Source organism: Nocardia sp. NPDC051750, from assembly GCF_044453135.1.
Classification (GTDB): Bacteria; Actinomycetota; Actinomycetes; order Mycobacteriales; family Mycobacteriaceae; genus Nocardia.
On sequence record NZ_JBITCK010000001.1, the window covers coordinates 1204223 to 1226673 of the forward strand.

The following is a 22451-nucleotide window of genomic DNA, read 5'->3' on the forward strand; positions in this document are numbered from 1 at the left end:
CGTCCCGTCGAGTGCCATGCGTCGGTGCCGGTGTCTGGCTCTCTCCGCCGCGGCGGAGAACACAGTGGCGCGACCGCTCCGGGATCTCACCGGATTACCGCATCACCTTCGCTTATCCCTCGAACTGTGACACCGGAGCGGCCGGGCGTCAATATGTGGTGGAACAAAGTGCTGGTCACGCCGCAGTGAGCGGCGTGACCAGCGAACGGATCAGGAGGCGGGCTTACCCGCCACGTCCAGTACCACCTCGAACTCCAGCAGCGACGCGCCGGTGGCGACCGGCTTGTTCTGCTGACCGGCGTGGGCCTCCTTGGCCGGGCCGTCACGCCACGTCGCGAAGGACTCCTCGGAATCCCACTGGGTGACGACGAAGTACCGGTTCTCGCCGGCGGTGGGCCGCAGTAGCTGGAAGCCGAGGAATCCGGGGGAGTTCTCGACGGCGTGCGCGCGGTGGGCGAACCGCTTCTCCAGTTCGGGTCCCGCGCCCTCGGGGATCTCGATCGCATTGATCTTCACAACAGCCATACTGTATATATTGCGCCGCCTCCGGCGGCGCAGGTTCGGGCCCCCCTTGGTCCCGAACCACCGTGGTGAACCACGACGAGCGGGTGGCGGGTGTGCCTACCGTCGGCCGGGTATGAATCCTCGGGCAGGGCGCGGCCGGGCCGGAATACACTCTTGTCGATGTTGCACGACGAAGGCGGGACCGGAGCCCCCATACTGCTGCTGCACGGTTTGATGGGCAGCGCCCGGACCTGGGCGGATCAGGTCGGCTGGCTGCGTGGCCACGGTCATGTGTACACCTTCGACGCCGCCGGGCACGGACGCCCCGCGCCGGCCGAATTGACCACCGACGCGTTCGTCGCGGACCTGGCCGCGGCAACCGCCGACGTCACCGTGCCGATGGTGGTCATCGGTCACTCGATGGGTGCGCTGCACGGATGGGTCTTCGCGGCCCGGTATCCGCAGCGGGTGCGGGCGCTGGTGGTGGAGGATATGGCCGCGGATTTCACCGGTCGCACGGCCGCCGGTTGGGCCGCCATGGTCGCGGCCTGGCCGCAGCCCTTCGCTGACGAGGCCGCCGTGCTCGAGTACTTCGGCCCGGTTGCCGGGCGCTATTTCCTCAACTCGTTCGACCGGACCCCGGACGGTTACCGGCTGCACGGAGATATCACGACTTTCCGCGATATCTCCGAGGAATGGGGAACCCGTGCGTTCTGGCGGGAATGGGCCGAGTCCAGCGTGCCCACTCTGCTGATCGAGGGCGAGCACACCATCACCCCGCCGGGCCAGATGCGTCGTATGGCGGAATTGCATCCGAATGCCGAACATATCGTCATCCCCGACGCCGGGCATCTGGTGCACGACGACCAGCCCGCTCACTACCGGGCCGAGGTACAACGGTTTCTCGCTCGCGTGCTCGCCACGGAACCCACTCCGGACCGCTGATCGGCCCGCCCCGGTCGCGGCCGGGTCAGCCTTCGCCGGCCAGTGCGAACCGGCCATCGCGGGTCTGTTCGATCAGACCATCCACCAGGAGCGAATCCAGCGCCCGGTCGCGCTGGCCGGGATCGCGGGTCCAGGCCAGGTCCAGGCGGATGCGGTCCACGGGCTCGGTCGCCGCCCGCAGCACATCCAGGAGCCTTCCGCGCGCTTGCCGGTCGGTGCCTTCGTATTTCTGGGTGCGGCGAGTCGATTCCAGTAGCGGCCGGCCCGCGGTCACCCATGCGCAGCGGGGGAGCGGGCAACGGCCGCAGTCGGGGGTGCGGGCGGTGCACACTGTCGCGCCCAGCTCCATCAGTGCCGCGGAGAAAACCGCCGCCCGCTCGACCCGGAGGGGCAGCAGCGCCTCGGTTTCGCGGAGATCGCGGGCCGCCGGATTGCCCGCCTCACCGCGTCCGTGCACGGCTCGTGCCACCACCCGGCGAACGTTGGTATCCACCACCGGCACGCGCTGTCCGTAGGCGAAACAGGCGACCGCACGCGCGGTGTAGGCGCCGATGCCCGGCAGTCCGAGCAGTACCTCGACATCGTCGGGGACCTCGTCCCCGTGCTCACCGGCCAGCACCTGCGCGCATTCGTGCAGTCGCAGCGCGCGCCGCGGATATCCGAGCTTGCCCCAGGCCCGCAGCACCTCGCCCGCGGAGGCCGCCGCCATGGCCGACGGCACCGGCCAGCGCGCCACCCACTCCCGCCAGATCGGTTCGACCCGGGCGACCGGGGTCTGCTGCAGCATGATCTCGCTCATCAGGATCTGCCAGGCGCTCACACCGGGCCGTCGCCAGGGCAGATCCCGGGCGGTACGGCCGTACCACTCGATCAGGATATCGGTGTCGATCGCGGCCGGTTCGCTCGAAGTGTCGCGGCGCTCGCCCGTACCCGGCCCGCCGGCTGTCCTGCTGCTCACTGACCCGCTCCCATCCACCTCACTGTGCAAAACCACCGGCGCCGCGCGGATGGATGCCGCGCCGTAACCGGACCGAAGCGGGCGGCAATATCGAATCGTGCAGAATGGACACCATGCCTCAGTCCAACCCGGTGAGTGCCTGGAAGTCGCTGCGTGAAGGTAACGAGCGCTTCATGAACGGCACGCTGCAGCATCCTAGTCAGGGAGCTGCCGACCGAGCCAAGCTCGTCGGCGGCCAGAGTCCCACCGCCATCCTTTTCGGGTGCGGAGATTCCCGTGTTGCGGCAGAGTTGATCTTCGATCAGGGGCTCGGCGATATGTTCGTGGTGCGAACAGCCGGCCACGTCATCGATGCGGCAGTACTGGGTTCGATCGAGTACGGCGTGGGCGTGCTGAACGTACCGCTGATCGTCGTCCTCGGCCACGACAGCTGCGGGGCCGTCAAAGCCACCCTGGACGCGCTGGACGGCGGTGCCGTGCCCGGCGGCTTCATCCGCAGCATTGTCGAGAAGGTCACCCCCTCGATGCTGATCGGCCGCCGCGAGGGCCTGAGCACGGTGGACGAACTCGAAGCCCGCCATGTCGTCGAAACCAGCAGCCTGCTCATGGAGCGGTCGAAGATCGTCGCCGAACGGGTGGAATCCGGGGAGTGCGCGATCGCCTGTGCCACCTACAAACTGGCCGAGGGCCGTGCACAGCTGCACCGCGTTGTCGGCGAGATAGGGGAGACCGTCTGACGACGGAACGCCGCTGAGCTGCCGGAAGGCGGGCGCGCTGCTGCCACGCCGGCGCCCGGCCGCAGCTTCCGGTGTGCCGTTGACCGTCCTCGCCGCCCGCTGCGCTTACCGTTGACACGTGTTGGAACCGACAGGACCGTTACCGCCGGAGATCTACTGGCGGCGTCGCGTTTTTGCCATCGGAGCGCTGGTCGTCGCGCTTGCGGTGGTGATCTGGCTGGTCGTGACCGTATCCCGCGGCGGGGATTCGCCCGGTGCGGCGGCGGTATCGTCCACGACGAGCCTCGCACCACCCTCGACCTCGACCTCGGCGTCCGGTCCGACATCCACCACGGCCTCGGGCGCCGCATCGTCCAGTCCGGCGCCTGCCGCGTCCGGGGAGTGCGCCGACCAATCGCTCGCGATCAAGATTTCGGTGGCCCAGCCGACCTACCGGGTCGGCGAGGAGCCCACCTTCGGAATCGTGATCACGAATATCTCCGGAGAGCCCTGCACCCGCGATATGGGTTCGGGCCTGCAGCGCGTTTCGGTGCACACCTTGGACGGCGGGCGGCAGCTCTGGGCCAGTACGGACTGCTACCCCGACGGTGATCCGGATGTGCGGACGCTCGACCGCGGCGAGCAGGCCGCGTTCACGGTGACCTGGACCGGCACGACCTCCCAGCCGGAATGCGCGGGAGAGCGCATCCAGGTCCCCTCCGGGGCCTACAACGTGGTGGCGCACCTGGGATCGGTGCGCAGTGCCCCCGAACCTTTCAACATCGCCTGACGGGCGCCGAACCCTTTGCGCGGCGTCGAATTCGATCGCCGCACCGCCGGCCGGTCAGCACTCCGGACCCTGCTCGGCGCACCGCCCGGAGATCGCGCAGCGATATCGGAGATACCCGCAGCCGCCCTGCTCATTTCTTGGTCAGACTCGCCAGCCGTAGCGCGCCCCGGAGGCTGGACGCCTCATGCAGCTTCATGGCTGTGTCCTTCCCGGTCACACCCGGCGGTACCACCGCTGTCGTGAAGCCGAGGCGTTCGGCCTCGGCGAGCCGGCGGCCCACGGCGGTGACCCGGCGGATTTCACCGGCCAGACCCACCTCTCCGAGGATCACCCAGCCCGGCGGCAGCGCGGTATCGCGGGCCGCGCTCGCGATCGCCAGCGCGACCGCCAGATCCGCGGCGGGTTCGGTGAGCCGCATCCCGCCCACCGTCGCCGCGTAGATATCCTGTTTGCCCACATACAGGCCGCAGCGACTCTGCAGGACCGCCAGCACCATGGCGACCCGGTTGTAGTCCAGGCCGCTGACGGCCCGGCGCGGCGCGGGAGCCTGGGTGTCGACGGTGAGTCCTTGAACCTCCCCGACGAGCGGCCGCTTCCCGTCCATGGCGACGGTAACCGCCGTACCGGGCACCGAATCGGCCCGGTGGTGCAGAAACAGTCCGGAAGGGTCGGTGACACAGGCGATTCCATCGTCGTGTAACTCGAAACAGCCCACTTCGTCGGCACTGCCGAACCGGTTCTTGATACCGCGCACCATCCGCAGCGTCGAGTTCTTGTCACCCTCGAACTGCAACACCACATCGACCAGATGCTCGAGTGTGCGCGGCCCCGCCACCGCCCCGTCCTTGGTGACATGCCCGACGAGCAGGACCGCGATACCACTCGCCTTGGCCAGGGAGGTCAGTGCCGCGGTGACCGCCCGGACCTGGGTGACACCGCCGATGACGCCGTCACTGTCCGTGGCCAGCATGGTCTGCACCGAATCGACCACCAGCAGTGTGGGTTTCACCTGATCGACATGGCCGAGCAGCACCGACAGATCGGATTCGGCCGCCAGGTATACGCGATCGTGAACCGCGCCCGTCCGATCCGCGCGTAACCGCACCTGCCCCGCGGATTCTTCCGCGGTGACGTACAGCGCCCGTTCGTCTCGCTGCCGCGCCCACCGGTGCGCGACCTCGAGCAGCAGCGTCGATTTCCCCACCCCCGGCTCCCCGGACAGCAGCACCACGGACCCGGCGACGATCCCGCCGCCCAGCACGCGGTCGAGCTCGGAAACCCCGGTCGGCCGCGCGGTCGTGGTCTTCGAATCGATCCGTGAGATCGGGGCGGCAGCGGTGCTCGGCAGCATGGCCTTCCGTCCCGCCGGGACAGCGGCGGCCCCCGCGGCGGGCAGTGCCTCGTCGACCGTGCCCCACGATCCGCAACCCGGGCACTTGCCGACCCATTTGGCAACTTCGTGCGCGCACTCCGAACACCGGTACACGGCTTTGGTCTTGGTGGCTGCCACAGACCCGCACCTTACGCAACCACACCGACAGCGCCGGGATTCGGCGCAACTGGACAACTCGACGTCCGCCACCGCTGAGAGGTCGGCAACCCTTCCCCGACCGAACATGTCAAGCGGCGGCACCGAGTTCTACGACGCCCGTACGGTTCCCATAACCCCGATCAAACGCGCCCAGCGGCGGCGCCGAGTCTTACGAGGCCCTTGAAAGGTTTTGGCCCGGCCATGCCGTCACTCCTCGAAGCGCATGCGGCGCAGCCGCGAGTCTCGAGGAGTGACGGCATGGGCCAAGGGGGCCGAAACCCCGCGCGCCGGAGGCGCGCCAAAAAACAGAGCTCAGTGTCCGCCGGCCGGTCCCGTGGTGCTCTTGGAGATTTCCGATTCGTGGCGGGGGGATTCCAGGCCGGCATCGACCGGGACCTGGACCAGGACCGTTCCGTTTTCCTTGAAGTTGAAGGAGAAATCGTAGGTGAGGCCCGGGGTGATGTTCTGGGTCAGGCCGGTGACCTCGATGTTCGCGGCCTTCGTTTCGCCGGCTTCGGTATCCACGGCTTCACCGGTGGTGTGAGTTTCCGCGCCGGCCGACGGAGTGGAGACCACGACCGTTTCGGAGGGGGAGATCTCGAGCTTGTCGCCCTCGGCCGGGGTGATCTTCACCGTGCCGAGGTCGGTGGTGACGCTGGTGAGTTCGTCGGGGACCGTTTCGCCGGTGTTGATGATCGACAGTGCCAGGGCGGCCTGGCCGCCGGCGGTGTTGGTGTGGGTGGCGGTGCCCGGGTAGACGATGTGCACGTTGCGCAGGGCGATGGTGCCGATATCGGCGGTATTGCCGTTGACCGCGGCGACCTGGTCGGCGGTCTGCGAGATCTGGCCGGCGCCGCAGCCGGACAGGATGAGAGCCGCACCGGCGGCGAGCGCGGCGACCGGCGCCAAGCGGCGCCGCCGAGTCGGGGCGGCCGGGCTCGCGGCAGTCACAGCAGTCAGTGCAGTCACGGGTTGTCCTCCATGTCCGAGTGGGCGCACTCCAACTAGGCACTGTAGTAGTCGCTGTGCGGCACCGGGCGCACCGGGCGGTGTCAGGGGGTATTGCGTGGTCGGGACTGTGTGATTTGTCGCACCCGGCGCCCAGGTCGCATTGTCTCTGGCGGGGTGGCCTGGTTCTGCTCTGCGGCCTCTTTTCGGGGGGGTGTCCGGCGTCGGCCGGTATACCGCGAGCCGGGGCGCTGACCGGTAACGATTCGGCTTACACCGGTCGGTGACCCGTGCCCGGGCGGCCCGCTTCCGCGGGGCTCGGATGCGGCTGATGACGACACCCGTTCGGCCACAACGTGATGCACACCAAATACGGTCTGTCAAGCCCCAGTACCTGGTCGTTGTGGCCCTGACCTGCGCAGTTGATCGCGCCGTTATCGAGTCGCGTGTTAAACTGTGAACATCGAAAGGGGCACGGGACACATGATTTTTAAGGTCGGAGATACCGTCGTTTATCCCCATCATGGGGCGGCTTTGATCGAAGCTATCGAGACCCGCACCATCAAGGGTGAGCAGAAAGAGTATCTGGTCCTGAAGGTCGCACAGGGTGACCTCACTGTTCGGGTTCCCGCGGAAAACGCGGAATACGTCGGCGTTCGCGATGTCGTGGGCCAGGAAGGCTTGGATCGGGTCTTTCAGGTGCTGCGGGCGCCACATACGGAAGAACCCACCAACTGGTCCCGCCGTTACAAGGCCAACCTCGAGAAGCTCGCCTCCGGCGATGTGAACAAGGTGGCCGAGGTCGTCCGCGACCTGTGGCGCCGGGAACAGGATCGTGGTCTGTCCGCGGGCGAGAAGCGGATGCTGGCCAAGGCTCGGCAGATCCTCGTCGGTGAGCTGGCGCTCGCCGAGGGGACCGATGACGACAAGGCCGAGACGCTCCTCGACGAGGTTCTCGCCGCGGCGTCCTGACCGTGCACGAACCGGACGGGCCCGGCCGTGACGCCGGTCCCGTCATCGCATTGGTTCCCGCCGCCGGTCGTGGCGTGCGCTTGGGTGCAGATGCTCCCAAAGCGTTCGTCCCGATCGGCGGCGTACCCATGCTCGGACTGGCTGTCAGCGGCCTGATGGCTGCCGGAGTCGTCGACGAGATCATTGTGATGGTGCCCGCCCAACTCGTCGAGGCAACGGCAGCCCTGTTACCGCCCGCCGCGCCGGCTCGGATCGTGGCCGGTGGCGCGGAGCGCACCGATTCCGTGCGCGCCGGACTCGCCAATGCCGGTGATGCCGCGTATGTCCTGGTTCACGATGCCGCGCGGGCGCTGACACCGCCCACGCTCATCGCCCGGGTGGTGGCCGAGCTCCGCGCCGGTCATCGCGCGGTCGTACCTGCCCTGCCGGTGGTCGATACGGTGAAGACGGTCGATTCCGCCGGTGTCGTCACGGGTACGCCGGACCGTTCCGCACTGCGCGCGGTCCAGACTCCGCAGGGTTTCGCCGCTGACGTGCTGCGCAGCGCCTATGAGCACCCGGAGGCCGCGACCGACGACGCCGGCTTGGTGGAACGGCTCGGTATCGGGGTGCGCACCATCACCGGCGACCCGCTCGCATTCAAGATCACAACCCCGCTCGACCTGCGTCTGGCCGAAGCTGTCCTCGACGGAAAGCAGGTGGTCGGCCGATGCTGAACATGCGGGTCGGAATCGGCACCGATGTGCATCCGATCGAACCGGGGAGGCCCTGCTGGATGGCGGGGCTGCTGTTCGACGGAGAAGACGGTTGCGCAGGCCACTCCGACGGTGATGTGGCCGCTCATGCCCTGTGCGACGCCCTGCTGTCTGCCGCCGGCCTCGGCGATGTGGGGGCGGTATTCGGAACCGGTCGCCCGGAGTGGGCCGGTGTTTCCGGCGCCGCCATGCTGAAAGAAGTGCGGCGGCAACTGGAAGAGGACGGATACGCGGTGGTCAACGCCGCGGTCCAGATCATCGGCAACCATCCGCGGGTCGGCCCGCGGCGCGCGGAGGCACAGCAGGTGCTGGGCGATCTGCTCAGCGCTCCGGTTTCGGTATCCGGCACCACCAGTGACGGGCTGGGTCTCACCGGCCGCGGGGAGGGTGTTGCCGCGGTCGCCACGGCCCTGCTGCACTGTCCGGAGCGGCCGAGCGACCACCCCGGGGACCGGTAACCGGACGAGATCCGGGGTCAGCGAAGCCGCCTGATCCAGCAAGAACCGGAAATTTCCAGCTGGTGGATGTCGTGTGACAGGCACCGGCCGAATGCCGGAGGTCCGGTCTTTGCCGCTACCCTGCCCATATCCCCGCTGCACCACATCCGAGTGCAATCCACAAACGAAACTAGGATCGACTGCCGTGACGCTGCGCCTGTTCGACACCGAGAAACGGACCCTGCGTGATTTCACGCCGCTGGTACCCGGACGCGCCTCGGTGTACCTGTGTGGCGCGACCGTGCAGGGTCAACCGCATATCGGCCATGTGCGCAGCGGTGTCGCCTTCGATATTCTGCGACGCTGGCTCACCGCCAACGGGCTGGATGTGGCGTTCATCCGCAATGTCACCGATATCGAGGACAAGATTCTCACCAAGGCGGCCGCAGCCGGCCGGCCGTGGTGGGAATGGGCCGCTACCCATGAGCGGGCATTCGATCAGGCCTATCGGGAGCTGGGCGTGCTGCCGCCGTCCGCCGAACCGCGGGCGACCGGGCACATCACCCAGATGGTCGATCTCATGCAGCGGCTGATCGACCGGGGGCATGCCTATGCCTCCGAGGGCAATGTGTATTTCGATGTGCGCAGTTATCCGGACTACGGCCATCTGTCCGGTCACCGGCTCGAGGACGTGCACCAGGGTGAGAGCGCCGGGATGGGTAAACGCGACCCCCGGGATTTCACCCTGTGGAAGGCCGCGAAACCGGGCGAGCCCACCTGGCCCTCGCCCTGGGGGCCGGGACGCCCCGGCTGGCATCTGGAATGCTCGGCCATGGCCGAGTTCTATCTCGGCGGCGAGTTCGATATCCACTGCGGTGGAATGGATCTGGTGTTCCCGCACCATGAGAACGAAATCGCGCAGTCCAAGGCGGCCGGGCACGGTTTCGCTCAATACTGGTTGCACAACGGCTGGGTGACCATGGGCGGCGAGAAGATGTCGAAATCGCTCGGCAATGTGCTCTCCATTCCGAATGTGCTGAAATCCGTGCGGGCCGTGGAATTGCGGTTCTATCTGGGCAGTGCGCACTACCGGTCCATGCTGGAATATTCGGATAAAGCGCTGGCCGATGCCGCGCAGTCCTATCAGCGGATCGAGGCCTTCGTACAGCGGGTGTCCGAACGCGGCGGCGATATCCCGATGGGGAAATGGACCGACGGATTCGCTGCTGCCCTGGACGATGATCTCGGTGTCCCGAAGGCGCTCGCCGAAATTCATCACGGGGTGCACGAGGGCAATCGCGCCCTGGACGCGGGGGTCCTCGATACCGCCCGCGAACACGCGAGCCAGGTCCGCGCCATGCTCGACGTACTGGGCGTGGATCCGCTCGATCCGCACTGGCACCGCGCCGCCGACCATTCGGCCGCCGACACGGCTCTCGATGTGCTGGTGCAAGCCGAACTGGAACGGCGGCAGCAGGCCCGGGCCACGAAGGACTGGGCGACGGCCGATGCCGTGCGCGATCGGCTGCAGGCGGCCGGCATCGATGTGACCGATACCCCCAACGGTGCCGAATGGTCGCTGGGCACACCTACCCCTGGAAAGGCGGGCTGATGGCCGGCAATTCACAACGTCGTGGTGCGATCCGCAAGGGCGGCAGCAAGAAGGGGGCGGTGGTCGGGTCCGGTGGCCAGCGGCGCCGCGGACTGGAAGGACGCGGGCCGACACCACCGGCCGAGGCTCGGACGAAGCATCCGGCGGCACGCAAGGCCGCCGCGAAAGCGCGTGCTGCCCAGGGCAGTTCGCCGAATCGTGGCGCTCGTCCGGCGGGACGGCGCGGTGACGACGGTCCCGAACTGGTTCTCGGGCGCAACCCGGTGATCGAATGCCTGCGCGCCGGGGTTCCGGCGACCGCCCTGTATGTCGCGGTGGGTACCGAGAACGATGAGCGGCTCACCGAGAGTGTGCGCATTGCCGCCGATACCGGAATCTCCATCCTCGAGGTGCCGCGCACCGATCTGGACCGGATGAGCTCCAACGGGTTACACCAGGGTATGGCGCTGCAGGTGCCGCCCTATCGGTACGCGCATCCCGACGATCTGCTCGCCCGGGCGCAGCAATCGGCGGCCCCCGCGCTGCTGGTCGCCTTGGACAATATCTCCGACCCGCGCAATCTGGGTGCCGTGGTCCGTTCGGTCGCCGCGTTCGGTGGGCACGGTGTCGTGATCCCGCAGCGCCGCAGCGCCAGCGTGACCGCGGTGGCCTGGCGGACCAGTGCCGGCGCGGCCGCGCGGCTACCGGTCGCCCGGGCCACCAATCTCACTCGCACGCTGAAAGATTGGGCCGCCAAGGGTGTTCAGATCGTGGGCCTGGACGCCGGCGGTGACACCTCGCTCGACGATTTCGACGCCACCGGGCCGACGGTGATCGTGGTCGGGTCCGAGGGTAAGGGACTGTCGCGGCTCGTCCGCGAGAACTGCGACGCGATCCTGAGTATCCCGATGTCGGGGCCGGTGGAATCGCTCAATGCCTCCGTGGCGGCCGGTGTGGTGCTGGCCGAGACGGCCCGGCAGCGCCGCGCCTGACCTGCCCCGCCGCGCGGTCCGAGCCGCTGACCGGGCGGGCCGGACACGCGGTCCGGCGGCGATTCTGCCGCGCCCGGAACGCAAAACCGGCTCGGCACCGTAGAATTCGCTGTGTGGTGATACCCAACGCGCCCATCGGTAAGCCGATCGAGCACCCGTACGCAACGGTGGTGCTGTTGCTGGGCGTCCTCAGCCTGTTCTGTTTCGGGCTGTCCGGGCCGGTGGCGTGGGCGATGGGTAAACGGGCGCTCGATCAGATCGACGAGTCCGGTGGCGCATACGGCGGGCGTACGCAGGTCGTGGTCGGGTTCACCCTCGGTGTCATCGGCACGATCCTGATGGTGCTGATGGCGCTGCTGTTCGTCCTGGTATTGCTCGGCGGCGGGTGACGCCGTTCAGTCGAGGCTCTGCTGGCCGGACCATTTCGCCGGTCCCGGCCATTCCTCGCTGATCGAACCCGACCAGGTGGGCTGGCGGCGTTCCCGGAAGGCGGCCATTGCCTCGCCCGCGTCGCGGCCGCCGGCGATGTGCTCGTTGAGGTCGGCCTCCAGCTGCCCGACCATCGACGGTTCCAGACCCACCCCCTCCCAGAGCAGGCGCTTGGACAGCGCCACGCTGAGCGGTGCCGATCCGTTGGCGATATCGTGCGCGACTGCCATCGCGGTCGGCAGCACTTCCGCCGCGGGCAGGCAGGCATTCGCCAGCCCCATCGCTTTTGCCTCGGCGCCGTCGAAGGTGCGGCCGGTGAGCAGGATATCGGCGGCATTGGCCAGCCCGGCCAGCCGCGGCAACGTCCAGTGCGCATAGCCGTCCGCCAGGACTCCGCGCCGCACCTGGCTCAGCGCATAGACCGCGTCGTCGGCGAGGTACCGCAGATCGCATTGCAGCGCCAGCGCCAGCCCGACCCCCACTGCATGTCCGTTGACCGCCGCGATCACCGGTTTACGGACCCGGAACGGCGGCGGATCGATACTCGCGCTCACCTCGCCCACCCGGTCGGACAGGTCGGCCCCGGCGCAGAAGGCGGGCGGCGTCCCGGTGATGACCACGACCCGGATGGCGTCCTCGGTATCGCACCGTTTCAGTGCGGCTCCCAGCGCCTCGGTCATGGCGGGGTTGAACGCGTTCTGTTTGGCCGGTCGATTCAGCGTGAGGACGGCGATGCCCGCTGAGACATCGACGAGCAATTCCGAACTCATGGGGTGATTATGGCGCTGCCTCCGGCGGCGCGGGTTTTTGGCCCCCTGGTCGGTCCGAAAACCCGCGCGCCGCGGCGCGGAAGAATTACCGCAGCACCTTGCGGGCTATGGCGTATTTGTGGACTTCGGTGGGGCCGTCGTAGAGGCGGAAGGGGCGCATATCGCGGAAGATCATTTCGACCACCGTTTCGTCACTGACGCCGATTCCGCCGAGAATCTGAACGCAGCGGTCGGCGACCTTGAACAGTTCCTCGGAGACGAACGATTTCGCCATCGAGCTCTCATGGCGTGCTTTTTCGCCCTGGTCCATGAGCCAGCAGGTATGCCAGATGGTCAGGCGGCACTGGTGCAGGGCGATCTCGTTGTCGGCGATCATGAAGGAAACGCCCTGGTGTTCGCCGAGGGTTTTGCCGAAGGCCGTGCGCGTTTTGGCGTGCTCCACCGCGATGCTCTGGGCGCGTTCGGCCGCGCCGAGCCAGCGCATGCAGTGGGTGAGCCGGGCCGGGGCAAGGCGCAGCTGGGCGTAGCGCAGGGCCTGGCCCGCCTCGCCGAGCAGGGCGGATTTCGGCAGGGTCAGCTTGTCGAAGCGCACCACACAGTGGCCGGCCACATAATTGCGGTCCATTGTGTTCATGGTGCGTTCGATAATGATGCCGGGCTGGTCACCGTCGGTGAGGAACAGGGTCGGGCCGGCTGGGAGGTGCGGGTTCTCGGCGAGCTTGGCCATGATGATCCAGGTTTTCGCGCCGTTCGCGCCGGTGATGAGCCATTTGCGGCCGTCGATGATGAAGTTCTCGCCGTCGAAGGTGGCGGTGGTGGTCAGCTGGCCGGGGTCGGATCCGGCGCCGTCGGGTTCGGTCATGGCGAAGACCGAGCGCTGGTGCCCGTCGATGACCGGCTGCAGATAGCGTGCGGTCTGGTCCGGGTCGGCGATCTTGGAGAGCAGGAACATATTGCCCTCGTCGGGTGCCGCGCAGTTCATCGCGACCGGGCCGAGGGTGGACCAGCCGGCTGCCTCGTAGAGGACGGCCTGTTCGAGATGGGTGAGGCCGCGGCCGCCGAGTTCGGTGGGGGCCTGGATGGTGAGGAGCTTCTCGGCACGGGCGAGTTCGACGAGTTCCTGCCGGAGTTCGTCGGTGGGTCCGTGCGAGGTGAGGCGAGGGTCGCGCTCGTAGGGCACGATCTTGTCGGCGACGAATCGGCGGATCCGGTCCCGTTCGGCGGCCAGGTCGGCGGGAATCGTGAAGTCGATCATCGTGTCACCTTCGTTCCGGGAGCGTTGGGCACGAGCATACGAAACCCCGCCGCCCAGACTGAAGGCACCTGCCCGCAAAGAAGGTGTCAGCCCTACCGCACCCGCGCCACTTGCCGCTGTCTGGCGCCGACTACCCGGCAGACCAGGTAGATCAGGAACGAGATCGTGGTGACGAAGGTGGAGACCGGGGCGCCCGGTGCGAGGGACAGCAGGATTCCGCCGACCGCCGAGATCTCCGCGAAGATCACCGCGAGCACGGTGGCCCGCACCGGATCGGCGGTGAGTTGTGCCGCCGCGGCGGCCGGAGTGATCAACAGGGCGAGCACCAGCAGGGCGCCCACGATCTGCACGCCGAATGCCGCGGTGATACCGAGCATGACCGCGAAGAGGATCGACAGGGCGCGGACCGGCACCCCACGCGCCACCGCGACCTCGGGGTCGGTGCTGGCGAACAGCAGCGGGCGGTAGACCACGGCAAGGACCGCCAGGACCGCCGCGGTGCAGGTGGCCAGCAGCGTCAGCCCGCCGAACCCGACACTCACGACCTGACCGGTGAGCAAGGAGAATTTCGAACCGGCCCGTTCGGGGCCCAGCCAGAGGAACAGCACCGACAGGCCGAGGCCGAACGAGAGCACCACCGCGATCACCGAATCGCGTTCCCGGGCCCGGGTGCCGAGCACGCCGAACAGCACCGCCGCCACCACCGATCCGGCGATCGCGCCGATACCGACCCCGGCGCCCACCAGCAGCGCCGCCGCGGCGCCGGTCAGCGAGAGTTCGCTGGTGCCGTGCACCGCGAAGGACATCTGCCGGCTGATGATCAGGGGTCCGATGACCCCGGCCAGCAGCCCCAGCAGTGCCGCCGCGAGCACGGCCTGCTGGACGAAGTCGTAGCCGAGCAGGTGCACGGTGGTCCGCAGATCGAAGACCTGGGTCACCACATCGGAAAGCTTGTCCATCTACCTGTGTGCCTGTCGGGATTGCTGGAGTAGGTCGGTGCTTCCGAAGTCGGGCGTGTACGGGGTGCCGGGGTCGCCGTGGCAGTGGGCTCCGGCGGTGCCGAGGGCATCCATCGTGTCACCGGTACCGACCACGACCAGCCGGCCCCGGACGCGCAGCACATCGACCTCGGTCTGATACAGCTCCGACAGCACCGCCGAGGTCATCACCTCGTCCGGCGTGCCGATCCGGAACTTCCCGTCGACCAGGTAGAGCACCCGGTCCACCAGCGGCAGGATCGGATTGATCTCGTGGGTGACGAAGAGGACCGCCGTGCCGTGCCGGCGGCGCCGTGCGTCGATCAATCCGGCGACCAGCTGCTGACTGGCCAGGTCGAGACTGAGCAGGGGCTCGTCGCAGAGCAGCACCGCCGGATCGCCGATCAGCGCCTGCGCGACCCGCAGCCGCTGCTGTTCGCCGCCGGACATACTTTCCAGCGGAGCCTTCGCGAAGGCTTCGGCACCGACCTCGGCGATCGCGGCGGCGACCTTGCGGCGGCGGTCGGCGCGGCTACGCAGGCCGAGACCCCACCGGTGCCCGTCGACGCCGAGACCGACCAGATCGGTGCCGCGTAACTGCACCCCGGCGTCGATGGTGCGCTGCTGCGGGATGTATCCGATATCCGGATGCCCGGCCCGGGGCGGGGCCCCGCTGACGCGGGCGGTGCCGGAGGTCAGGGCGAGCTGGCCGAGCAGCACGCGGAGCAGCGACGTTTTACCGGACCCGTTGGGGCCGAGAACCGCGATGAACTCGCCACGGCCCACGCTCAGGTTCAGTTCCCGCCACAGGGTGCGGTCACCGAATGCGAGGGTGGCCGAATCGAGCGCGATGGCCGGCGGCTCGGTCCGGGCCGAGCCGGGCCCGCGCCCGTTCCGGGGAGCGGTGTCTTCCGACGCCGGGTGGGCGCCGTTACCGCTCGGGCCGTTCGCGCGACCCGCGGCGGGCGCGGTCTTCGCACCGGGAGCCGTGGTGCGGCCGCCCGGCGACGCGGTTTCACTCATCGGATTCATCCGTTCGTCGATCCGGGTCCGGCTCAGCCGATGGCGTCGGCCAGCGCCTGCGTGTTCCGGGTCTGCCAGGTCACGAAATCGAGCCCGGGCGGCAGTGTCTCGGTCACCTCGACGACCGGAATACCGGCCGCGTCGGCGGCTGTCCGCAGGTCCTGGCTGACCTTGTCCTCGGTCTGGACGTTGTAGACCAGCACGTCGATCTGCTTGCTGTTGATCAGGTCGCGGGTGGCGGCCACCGCCGCCGGGGCGGGGTCGGTTTCCTGCTCGACCGCTTCCTGGTAGTCGCGTGGCGTCCGGTCGACCGTTCCGGCGTCCTGGAGCAGGTAGTACGCCAGCGGTTCGGTCTGCAGGACCGGAGTGCCGGGGTGTTCCGCGGCGATCCGGTCGCTGAGGGAGGTGACCTGGGCGAGGCGGCCGGTGAATTGGGCGGCGCGGTCGGCGTACCCGGTCGCATGGGCGGGATCGACCTCGCCGAGGGCGGTGCCGATCTGTTCGGCGACGAGGGCGACGGTCTCCATGTCGTACCAGATGTGCTCGTTCGCATCGCCCTGGATCTCGGGCGCACGCGAGGCGGCGGCTTCGACGGCCCGCTTGTCGCGGCCCTCGATCGCCTTCGACATGAACTCGTCGTAGTGGCCGCCGTTGTAGACCACCAGGTCGGCATCGCTGATCCGGGCGGATTCCGCGGCGGAGGTCTCGTGCGAATGTGGGTCGGCCGCGGGATCGGAGATGATCGCCGAAACCTCCGCGTCGGGTCCGGCGACCGCGGTCGCGATATCGGCCCAGACGTTCGTCGACGCGACCACCGACGGTTTACCGGAATCGTCCCCGGAGCCTCCGCAGGCGGTGAGCGCCGCGGTGGTCGCGACGCCCACAGCGAGGATCAGAGCGCTACGGGCAGATTTCAGTGACACGGCAAGTCCTACCAGGATTAATGGAAATCGTTTCCGTTTTACTTTAGCAGTGTCCTTTGGCGTGCCTCCGGCGCGCGGGGGTTTCGGTCCCGGCCTCGGGCCCTGCTTTCGGCTCTCGGGACTCGCGGCTGCGCCGCATGTGCTTAGAGGGCCGAAAGCCGGGACGGGCCGAAACCTCCAAGGGCCTCATAAGACTCGGCACCGCCGCTGGGTACGTACGGTGAGCCGGTTATGGCCGACCCGCGGCGGCATGTTCGTGCCGCCGCGGGTGATGTGTGACTACGCTCTCAGGCCGCCAGCAGTTGAGCGCAGCGGAGCAGGCCCAGGTGGCTGTAGGCCTGGGGGTGGTTGCCCAGGGACCGTTCGGCGACCGGGTCGTACTCCTCGCTCAGCAGGCCTGTGGGACCGGCCACATCCACGAGCTGCGCGAACAGGGCTTCCGCGTCGGACCGTTTGCCGATCAGCAGATAGGCCTCCACCAGCCAGGCCGCGCAGAGGTGGAATCCACCCTCGCCGCCCGGCAGGCCGTCGTCGTGGTGGTAGCGGTACACCGTGGAACCGCTGCGCAGCTCGGCCTCGGTGGCTACCACCGTGGCCGCGAACCGGGGGTCCGTGGGATCGATCAGGCCGCTGAGCCCGATATGCAGGGTCGCCGCGTCCAGGTCGGTGCCGTCGTAGGCGGCGGTGTAGGACTGGACCTCGTCGTTCCAGCCCTTGGCCTTCACCTCGTCGGCGATGGTCTGGCGCAGCGGGGCCCAGTCGGCGTCGACCGGGCGGTCGAACTTCTCGCCGAGGGTGAGGGCGCGGTCCACCGTGAGCCAGCCCATCACCTTCGAGTACACGTGGTGACGGGGGTTGCCGCGGATCTCCCAGATGCCGTGGTCGGGTTCGGTCCAGCGGCGCTGTACGGCCGAGACCATGGCGTGCACCAGTTCCCAGTCCGCGTCGGGCAGCACCTTGCGCGGATCGGTGATTCCCTGTTTCTCGCGGGCGTGGGCGAGCGTGGTGATGAGATCCACGATCGGCCCGAAGACATCCAGCTGCACCTGCATATTCGCGGCGTTGCCGACGCGGACCGGGCGGGACCCCGCGTAACCGGGCAGCTGGTCGATCACCGCTTCCGGCGGCAGCGTTTCGCCGTAGATCGTGTACAGCGGGTGCAGGCGCTCGGGACCGGGCAGGGTTTCCAGCACGCGGTGCACCCAGTCCAGGTACCGCTCGGCTTCGTCCAGCGAGCCCAGCGACACCAGAGCGCTCGCGGTGAGCGCGGCGTCACGCAGCCAGCAGTAGCGGTAGTCCCAGTTGCGGACCCCGCCGATATCTTCCGGCAGCGAGGTGGTGGCCGCTGCCAGGATCGACCCGGAGGGGGCGTGCACCAGACCGCGCAGGGTGAGCGCGGAGCGTTTCATCAGGTCCGGTTTGAGCCGGGGCAGATCCAGCGTCCGCGCCCATTCCGACCAGTACAGTTCCGCGGTACGGCGCCGCTCCGGTTCGGGGATGGCGGCCGGGTCGAGATCGTTCGATCCGCAGCGCAGTTCGAGAACCACGGGGCCGTTCGACGGATCGATGACGGCGGTGGCCGTATCGTGGATGCCGTCGCTGTGGATCTGCCATTCGACGCCGGGGGAGCGCAGTACCACCGGGTCGTTGGTGCCCCAGACGCGCAGGCCGTCGCGTTCCACCTCGATGGACACCGGCACCTGCCCGAATTCGGGCCGGGGAGCGAAGGTGAGTTCAGCCGTGGCCGTGCCGGTGATCACTCGGGTGAGGTCGGTGCGGTCGGGGTCCACATCGTGCGGCAGGTAATCGACCACCTGCAGTTTCGCCCATCGCGTCTCGACGGTCATGGTGCCGTCGACATAGCGCTGCGACAGCGGGAGACCGGGCCGCTGTGGGGTCACCGAGAAGTGGCCGGCGTCGAGACCGCCGAGCAGGTGCGCGAACACCGCCGCCGAATCCGGTTCCGGATGGCAGAACCAGGTCACCGTGGCATCGGGTGTGAGCAGGGCGACCGAACGCGGGCTGGCCAGCATGGACAGCCGTTCGATGGGTGGTGCGCTGGCACCGGCCAGCCAGGTGCGGCGCTCCTCGAGCAGGTAGGCCAGTGCGTGCGAGACGGCCTCGGTGCTGTCCACCCGGTATTTGGCGAGGGATTCGCCGTCGCCGACCTTGATCCCGATATCGGGACCGCACAGAACGCGGAAGGCTTTCTCGTCGGTGACATCGTCGCCGAAGAACACCGCCGCCGACGCGCTCTCCTGATGCCGGACGGTGCTGAGTGCGGAGCCCTTGTCCGTCGGCACGACGGCCAGTTCGATCACGGCCTTGCCCTCCGTGACCTGCACGCCCACCCAGCGGGCCGGCCCCTGCTGCGCCTGATCGAGCGCCAGGCGGCCGACTTCGGGCGTGGCGTTGCGCACATGCAGTGCGACGCTGGCCGGTTTGACCTCCACCGAGGCACCCGGATTTTCCGCGGCGATCGTGTTCAGCGCCGCGACCACCTCGCGGAGTAACTGCCGGGCATCGCTGTCGATGGCGTGGACGAAGCCCACATCGAATTCCGAGCCGTGGCTACCGATCAGCTGCACTTCGACCGGTAAGCGCGACAGCGCCGCCAGGTCGCGCAGGGCGCGGCCGGAGATGACCGCGGCCGTCGTGCCGGTCAGGCCGGCCAGCGCGCGTAATGCCCGCACGGATTCACCGTGCGGGTAAGCCTTGGACGGATCGGAGACGATGGGCGCGATAGTCCCGTCGTAATCCGATGCGACCAGTAGCCGAGGTACGCGCGCGACCGTAGCCAGCGCTCGGCGGAGTTCGAGTGGCAAATCCTGTGCGCTCACACATCCAACCTATTGATCGGAGTTTTCGTTAAGAGGGGGCGCGCATGACAATACTGTGTCATCATCCCTCATCCGATTCGGCGGGAACTGTGAGCGGTTGCCCGCAGGCTACGTGTCCAGAGAGCGGTTGCCCAGGAGTAGGTCGACAGTCAGTTCGAGCCGTTCGGAGACATCGGTCGCGGAGGCACGGCGAGTGAGCCAGGCCACCAGATTCGACAGCCATACGTCGCTGATGACGCGGGCGATGGCGAGCTGGCGGTCGGTGGGTTCACCGTCGTTCATGGCGCGGGCGAACACCCGGTCCATGACCTTGCCGACGCGGTCCACCTCGGCGGCGGCCGACGCGTCGGCGAACATGAACGCGCGGGTCATGGCCTCGGTCAGTAGTGGGTCGCGCTGCATCATCCGGGTGATCTGGGAGAGCAGCATATGCATGCGCTCCTCCGGTGACTGGCCGGCGAGTGGTTTGCGTTTGCCCTCGAATTGTTCGAACTCCCGGGCCAGGGCCGAGACCAGGAGGTGCACTTTGGACGGGAAGTACCGGTACAGGGTTCCCACCGCGACATCGGCGCGTTCGGCGACGGCGCGCATCTGTACCGCGTCGTAGCCGCCCTTGGAGGCCAGGGCGAGGGTGGCGTCCAGGATCCGCTTGCGCCGCTCGCGCTGGGCCGAAGAACTCAACTCGTCCTCCCGCAGCGTGGTGACAGGTGCGGCGGTGACCGCATCCGAGTCGCCGGGCTGGGAACGGGAGGGGCTTGCCATGGAGTGGAGTTCCTTTCCGTGACGTGTCTAGCGCGTAGGACTTCCGGTGGGCGCCATGCCTTGACTTCCGCCCGCCGAGGATATTAGAACATGTTCTAGGTGTGGGAGTCACGCCGGAAAGGCGGTATGGACTGTGACCATCGCCACCACTGACGAGCATAAAGCCGTTCAACAGTCGATGAGCGGATGGGCCGCGGCGGCACAACCGATTGCAACAATGCGGGCCGAGACCACCGGCTTCTGGCGTTCGTACTGGCCAACGCTGACCGAACTCGGAATCTTCCATGTCGCGGTGGCCGAGGAGGCCGGCGGCGCGGGCGGCACGGTCACCGACCTGGCTGTCTTCCTCGAACAGGCGGCCCACGACCTGGTCGGCGGGCCGGTACTGACGACGGCGGTGGCCGGGCTGGTGACGGCCGGCGCACTGCCGGAGGATCAGCCCTGCGGGGTCGCGCTGGATACGGTTGTCGCCGACGACGCCGAACGCGGAGCCGGCTCGGTTGTCCCGGTACTCGAATCGGCCGGGACCCTGACCGGAAGCTGGGAATCGGTGCTCGGCGCCGCGCCCGGCACCGCGGTGCTGCTACCGGTGGACACCCCGGACGGCCGGCGCTGGTGCCTGGTGCCGCCGGATACGGCCGGTCTGCAACTCGAGCCACTCGACCCCCTCGATCTGGCGGCACCGCTGGCCCGGGTGCGCTGCACCGACGTGCGCGTGGAGCCCGCCGCGGTGTTCGCCCCCGCGTACGCCGTGGAAGACCTGCTGGTCGCGCTGGCCGTCGCCGAACTCGCGGGCGTCACCGGCTGGTGCCTGTCCACCGCGGTCGAATACGCGAAAGTGCGCGAACAGTTCGGCCGCAGTATCGGCTCGTTCCAGGCCGTCAAGCACATCTGCGCGTGGATGCTGTGCCGCACCGAGCTCATCCGGGCGGTGGCCGCCGACGCCGCGGCCGCCGTCGACTCGGGCGCCGCCGAACTGCCCATCGCCGCCGCGATCGCCGCGGCCATCAGCCTGGACGCCGCGGTGGAGACCGCGAAGGATTGCATCCAGGTGCTCGGCGGTATCGGGTTCACCTGGGAACACGACGCGCATCTGTACCTGCGCCGGGCGGTCGCCCTGAGCCAGCTGCTCGGCGGCGGTGCGTACTGGCGCAGCCGGGTCACCGAACTCACCCGCGCCGGGCAGCGGCGCACCACCGGCGCCGACCGCGTGTTCGCCGACGCGGCCGCGGTCGGTAGCGATACCGCGGCCGCCGGCGGCGAACTCGCCACCGAGGTGGCCCGGATCGCCGCCCTGCCCACCGAACAGCAGCGCACCGCGCTGGCCGAGGCGGGCCTGATCATGCCGCACTGGCCCGAACCCTACGGTCGCGCGGCCGACCCGATGACCGGCCTGGTGATCTCCGAGGAGCTGCGCCGGGCCGGACTGACGGTCCCCGATCTCACCATCGGCGGCTGGGCGATCCCGACCCTGCTGCAGCACGGAACGCCCGAACAGATCGAACGCTTCGCCTGGCCCACACTGCGCGGTGAGGTCGTCTGGTGCCAGCTGTTCAGCGAACCCGGCGCCGGTTCGGACCTCGCTGCCTTGCGTACCAGCGCGGAGCGGACCGACGGTGGCTGGATCCTGCGCGGTCAGAAAGTGTGGACCTCGCTGGCCAAAGAGGCGAACTGGGCGATCTGCCTGGCCCGCACCGATCCGGCCGCGCCGAAGCACAAGGGCATCAGCTACTTCCTGGTCGATATGCGCAGCGCCGGGATCGATATCCGGCCGCTGGTGCAGATCACCGGTGAGGCGCGGTTCAGCGAGGTGTTCCTCGACGAGGTCTTCGTGCCCGACGAGTGTGTGGTCGGCGCGCTGGGCAACGGCTGGAAGATCGCCCGGTCCACGCTGTCGGCGGAACGGGTCGCCATGAGCGGCAACGGGATCGGGCCGGCGCTGGAGGAGCTGATCGCCAAGCTGCCCGCCACCGGCCGGGGCTCGGAGCTGATCAACGACCGGCTGGGCGGTTTCGTCGCCGACGCGATCGCCGGGCTGCTGCTGGAACAGCGGGCGGCGGTGCGGATCCTGGCCGGCGCCGACCCGAGCGCGCAGAGCAGTGTGCGCAAATTGGTGGGTGTACGGCACCGGCAAGCGGTCGCCGAGTTCGCGGTACAGGTGGCCGGCCCGGCCGGCGCGCGAACGACCGAGGACACCTCGGAATTCCTGCTCACCCGCTGCCTGTCGATCGCGGGCGGCACCGAGCAGATCCTGTTGACCGTAGCCGCCGAGCGGATCCTGGGCTTGCCCCGGGACGCGGCCGGTTAGTTCGTGCGACGACTGGAGAGCAGAA

General features: G+C 68.5%; 21 protein-coding genes and 1 riboswitch. Of the genes, 10 read left to right on the forward strand and 11 right to left on the reverse strand.

The window, feature by feature from the left end:
- Positions 1–7: 7 nt before the first annotated feature.
- Positions 8–150: riboswitch (cobalamin riboswitch) on the reverse strand.
- A gap of 60 nt (positions 151–210) precedes the next feature.
- On the reverse strand, positions 211–525 hold the full coding sequence (locus tag ACIA75_RS05255; RefSeq protein ID WP_397100088.1) for an antibiotic biosynthesis monooxygenase family protein: 315 nt from the start codon (positions 523–525) through the stop codon (positions 211–213).
- A 159-nt stretch (positions 526–684) separates the two neighbouring features.
- Between ACIA75_RS05255 and ACIA75_RS05260 the strand changes: the two genes are divergently transcribed.
- The gene (locus ACIA75_RS05260; protein ID WP_397100090.1) at positions 685–1449 is read left to right on the forward strand and encodes an alpha/beta fold hydrolase; all 765 of its coding nucleotides are present in this window, start codon (positions 685–687) and stop codon (positions 1447–1449) included.
- 25 nt (positions 1450–1474) lie between these two features.
- Here the strand turns inward: ACIA75_RS05260 and ACIA75_RS05265 are convergent, their stop codons facing one another.
- Complete coding sequence (locus ACIA75_RS05265) at positions 1475–2338, reverse strand: A/G-specific adenine glycosylase (RefSeq protein ID WP_397100960.1); 864 nt, start codon at positions 2336–2338, stop codon at positions 1475–1477.
- A gap of 182 nt (positions 2339–2520) precedes the next feature.
- Here ACIA75_RS05265 and ACIA75_RS05270 point away from each other — a divergent pair, with 182 nt between their 5' ends.
- Positions 2521–3144, forward strand: a complete 624-nt coding sequence (locus tag ACIA75_RS05270; RefSeq protein WP_397100093.1) for a carbonic anhydrase — start codon at positions 2521–2523, stop codon at positions 3142–3144.
- Between the two features lie 118 nt (positions 3145–3262).
- Positions 3263–3913: a hypothetical protein gene (locus tag ACIA75_RS05275; protein ID WP_397100095.1), complete on the forward strand. Its 651-nt coding sequence runs from the start codon at positions 3263–3265 to the stop codon at positions 3911–3913.
- Positions 3914–4043: 130 nt separating this feature from the next.
- Here the strand turns inward: ACIA75_RS05275 and radA are convergent, their stop codons facing one another.
- Positions 4044–5423 carry a DNA repair protein RadA gene (gene radA / locus ACIA75_RS05280; protein WP_397100097.1) on the reverse strand — a complete coding sequence of 460 codons (1380 nt, stop codon included), beginning with the start codon at positions 5421–5423 and terminating at the stop codon, positions 4044–4046.
- A 333-nt stretch (positions 5424–5756) separates the two neighbouring features.
- Positions 5757–6413, reverse strand: a complete 657-nt coding sequence (locus ACIA75_RS05285) for a hypothetical protein (RefSeq protein WP_397100099.1) — start codon at positions 6411–6413, stop codon at positions 5757–5759.
- A gap of 462 nt (positions 6414–6875) precedes the next feature.
- Here ACIA75_RS05285 and carD point away from each other — a divergent pair, with 462 nt between their 5' ends.
- From carD to ACIA75_RS05315, 6 genes are all read left to right on the forward strand, one after another.
- Positions 6876–7364: an RNA polymerase-binding transcription factor CarD gene (gene carD / locus ACIA75_RS05290; RefSeq protein ID WP_397100101.1), complete on the forward strand. Its 489-nt coding sequence runs from the start codon at positions 6876–6878 to the stop codon at positions 7362–7364.
- A gap of 2 nt (positions 7365–7366) precedes the next feature.
- Positions 7367–8080 (forward strand): 2-C-methyl-D-erythritol 4-phosphate cytidylyltransferase, encoded by a 714-nt coding sequence (gene ispD, locus ACIA75_RS05295; protein WP_397100104.1) that lies wholly within the window; start codon positions 7367–7369, stop codon positions 8078–8080.
- A gap of 2 nt (positions 8081–8082) precedes the next feature.
- A complete protein-coding gene (gene ispF / locus ACIA75_RS05300; RefSeq protein ID WP_397100962.1) occupies positions 8083–8577 on the forward strand; it encodes a 2-C-methyl-D-erythritol 2,4-cyclodiphosphate synthase in 495 nt (164 codons plus the stop codon).
- A gap of 184 nt (positions 8578–8761) precedes the next feature.
- Positions 8762–10168, forward strand: a complete 1407-nt coding sequence (cysS, locus tag ACIA75_RS05305) for a cysteine--tRNA ligase (RefSeq protein ID WP_397100106.1) — start codon at positions 8762–8764, stop codon at positions 10166–10168.
- Complete coding sequence (gene rlmB / locus ACIA75_RS05310) at positions 10168–11139, forward strand: 23S rRNA (guanosine(2251)-2'-O)-methyltransferase RlmB (protein WP_397100108.1); 972 nt, start codon at positions 10168–10170, stop codon at positions 11137–11139. Before cysS ends, rlmB begins: the two co-directional genes overlap by 1 nt.
- Positions 11140–11252: 113 nt before the next feature.
- Positions 11253–11528 carry a DUF4190 domain-containing protein gene (locus tag ACIA75_RS05315; RefSeq protein WP_397100110.1) on the forward strand — a complete coding sequence of 92 codons (276 nt, stop codon included), beginning with the start codon at positions 11253–11255 and terminating at the stop codon, positions 11526–11528.
- Positions 11529–11534: 6 nt separating this feature from the next.
- On the opposite strand, the gene ACIA75_RS05320 is transcribed toward ACIA75_RS05315, so the two are convergent.
- From ACIA75_RS05320 to kstR, 7 genes are all read right to left on the reverse strand, one after another.
- Positions 11535–12338, reverse strand: coding sequence for an enoyl-CoA hydratase/isomerase family protein (locus tag ACIA75_RS05320; protein ID WP_397100112.1), 804 nt, complete (start codon positions 12336–12338; stop codon positions 11535–11537).
- A gap of 85 nt (positions 12339–12423) precedes the next feature.
- A complete protein-coding gene (locus tag ACIA75_RS05325; protein ID WP_397100114.1) occupies positions 12424–13593 on the reverse strand; it encodes an acyl-CoA dehydrogenase family protein in 1170 nt (389 codons plus the stop codon).
- A gap of 92 nt (positions 13594–13685) precedes the next feature.
- The gene (locus ACIA75_RS05330) at positions 13686–14552 is read right to left on the reverse strand and encodes a metal ABC transporter permease (RefSeq protein ID WP_397100116.1); all 867 of its coding nucleotides are present in this window, start codon (positions 14550–14552) and stop codon (positions 13686–13688) included.
- Complete coding sequence (locus tag ACIA75_RS05335; RefSeq protein ID WP_397100118.1) at positions 14553–15593, reverse strand: metal ABC transporter ATP-binding protein; 1041 nt, start codon at positions 15591–15593, stop codon at positions 14553–14555.
- Between the two features lie 32 nt (positions 15594–15625).
- A complete protein-coding gene (locus ACIA75_RS05340) occupies positions 15626–16516 on the reverse strand; it encodes a metal ABC transporter solute-binding protein, Zn/Mn family (protein ID WP_397100120.1) in 891 nt (296 codons plus the stop codon).
- A 287-nt stretch (positions 16517–16803) separates the two neighbouring features.
- A complete protein-coding gene (gene otsB, locus ACIA75_RS05345; protein WP_397100123.1) occupies positions 16804–19356 on the reverse strand; it encodes a trehalose-phosphatase in 2553 nt (850 codons plus the stop codon).
- Positions 19357–19464: 108 nt separating this feature from the next.
- Positions 19465–20118: a cholesterol catabolism transcriptional regulator KstR gene (gene kstR / locus ACIA75_RS05350; RefSeq protein ID WP_397100126.1), complete on the reverse strand. Its 654-nt coding sequence runs from the start codon at positions 20116–20118 to the stop codon at positions 19465–19467.
- Between the two features lie 133 nt (positions 20119–20251).
- On the opposite strand from kstR, the gene ACIA75_RS05355 reads away from it, so the two are divergent.
- Positions 20252–22426 carry an acyl-CoA dehydrogenase family protein gene (locus ACIA75_RS05355; protein WP_397100128.1) on the forward strand — a complete coding sequence of 725 codons (2175 nt, stop codon included), beginning with the start codon at positions 20252–20254 and terminating at the stop codon, positions 22424–22426.
- The last annotated feature ends 25 nt before the right edge of the window (positions 22427–22451 follow it).

Bases quoted from the DNA above. Each gene is read 5' to 3' on its own strand.
- ACIA75_RS05255 (WP_397100088.1), bottom strand. From the start codon at position 525: ATGGCTGTTGTGAAGATCAATGCGATCGAGATCCCCGAGGGCGCGGGA.
- ACIA75_RS05260 (WP_397100090.1), top strand. From the start codon at position 685: ATGTTGCACGACGAAGGCGGGACCGGAGCCCCCATACTGCTGCTGCAC.
- ACIA75_RS05270 (WP_397100093.1), top strand. From the start codon at position 2,521: ATGCCTCAGTCCAACCCGGTGAGTGCCTGGAAGTCGCTGCGTGAAGGT.
- carD (WP_397100101.1), top strand. From the start codon at position 6,876: ATGATTTTTAAGGTCGGAGATACCGTCGTTTATCCCCATCATGGGGCG.
- ispF (WP_397100962.1), top strand. From the start codon at position 8,083: ATGCGGGTCGGAATCGGCACCGATGTGCATCCGATCGAACCGGGGAGG.
- rlmB (WP_397100108.1), top strand. From the start codon at position 10,168: ATGGCCGGCAATTCACAACGTCGTGGTGCGATCCGCAAGGGCGGCAGC.
- ACIA75_RS05320 (WP_397100112.1), bottom strand. From the start codon at position 12,338: ATGAGTTCGGAATTGCTCGTCGATGTCTCAGCGGGCATCGCCGTCCTC.
- ACIA75_RS05325 (WP_397100114.1), bottom strand. From the start codon at position 13,593: ATGATCGACTTCACGATTCCCGCCGACCTGGCCGCCGAACGGGACCGG.
- ACIA75_RS05330 (WP_397100116.1), bottom strand. From the start codon at position 14,552: ATGGACAAGCTTTCCGATGTGGTGACCCAGGTCTTCGATCTGCGGACC.
- ACIA75_RS05335 (WP_397100118.1), bottom strand. From the start codon at position 15,593: ATGAGTGAAACCGCGTCGCCGGGCGGCCGCACCACGGCTCCCGGTGCG.
- kstR (WP_397100126.1), bottom strand. From the start codon at position 20,118: ATGGCAAGCCCCTCCCGTTCCCAGCCCGGCGACTCGGATGCGGTCACC.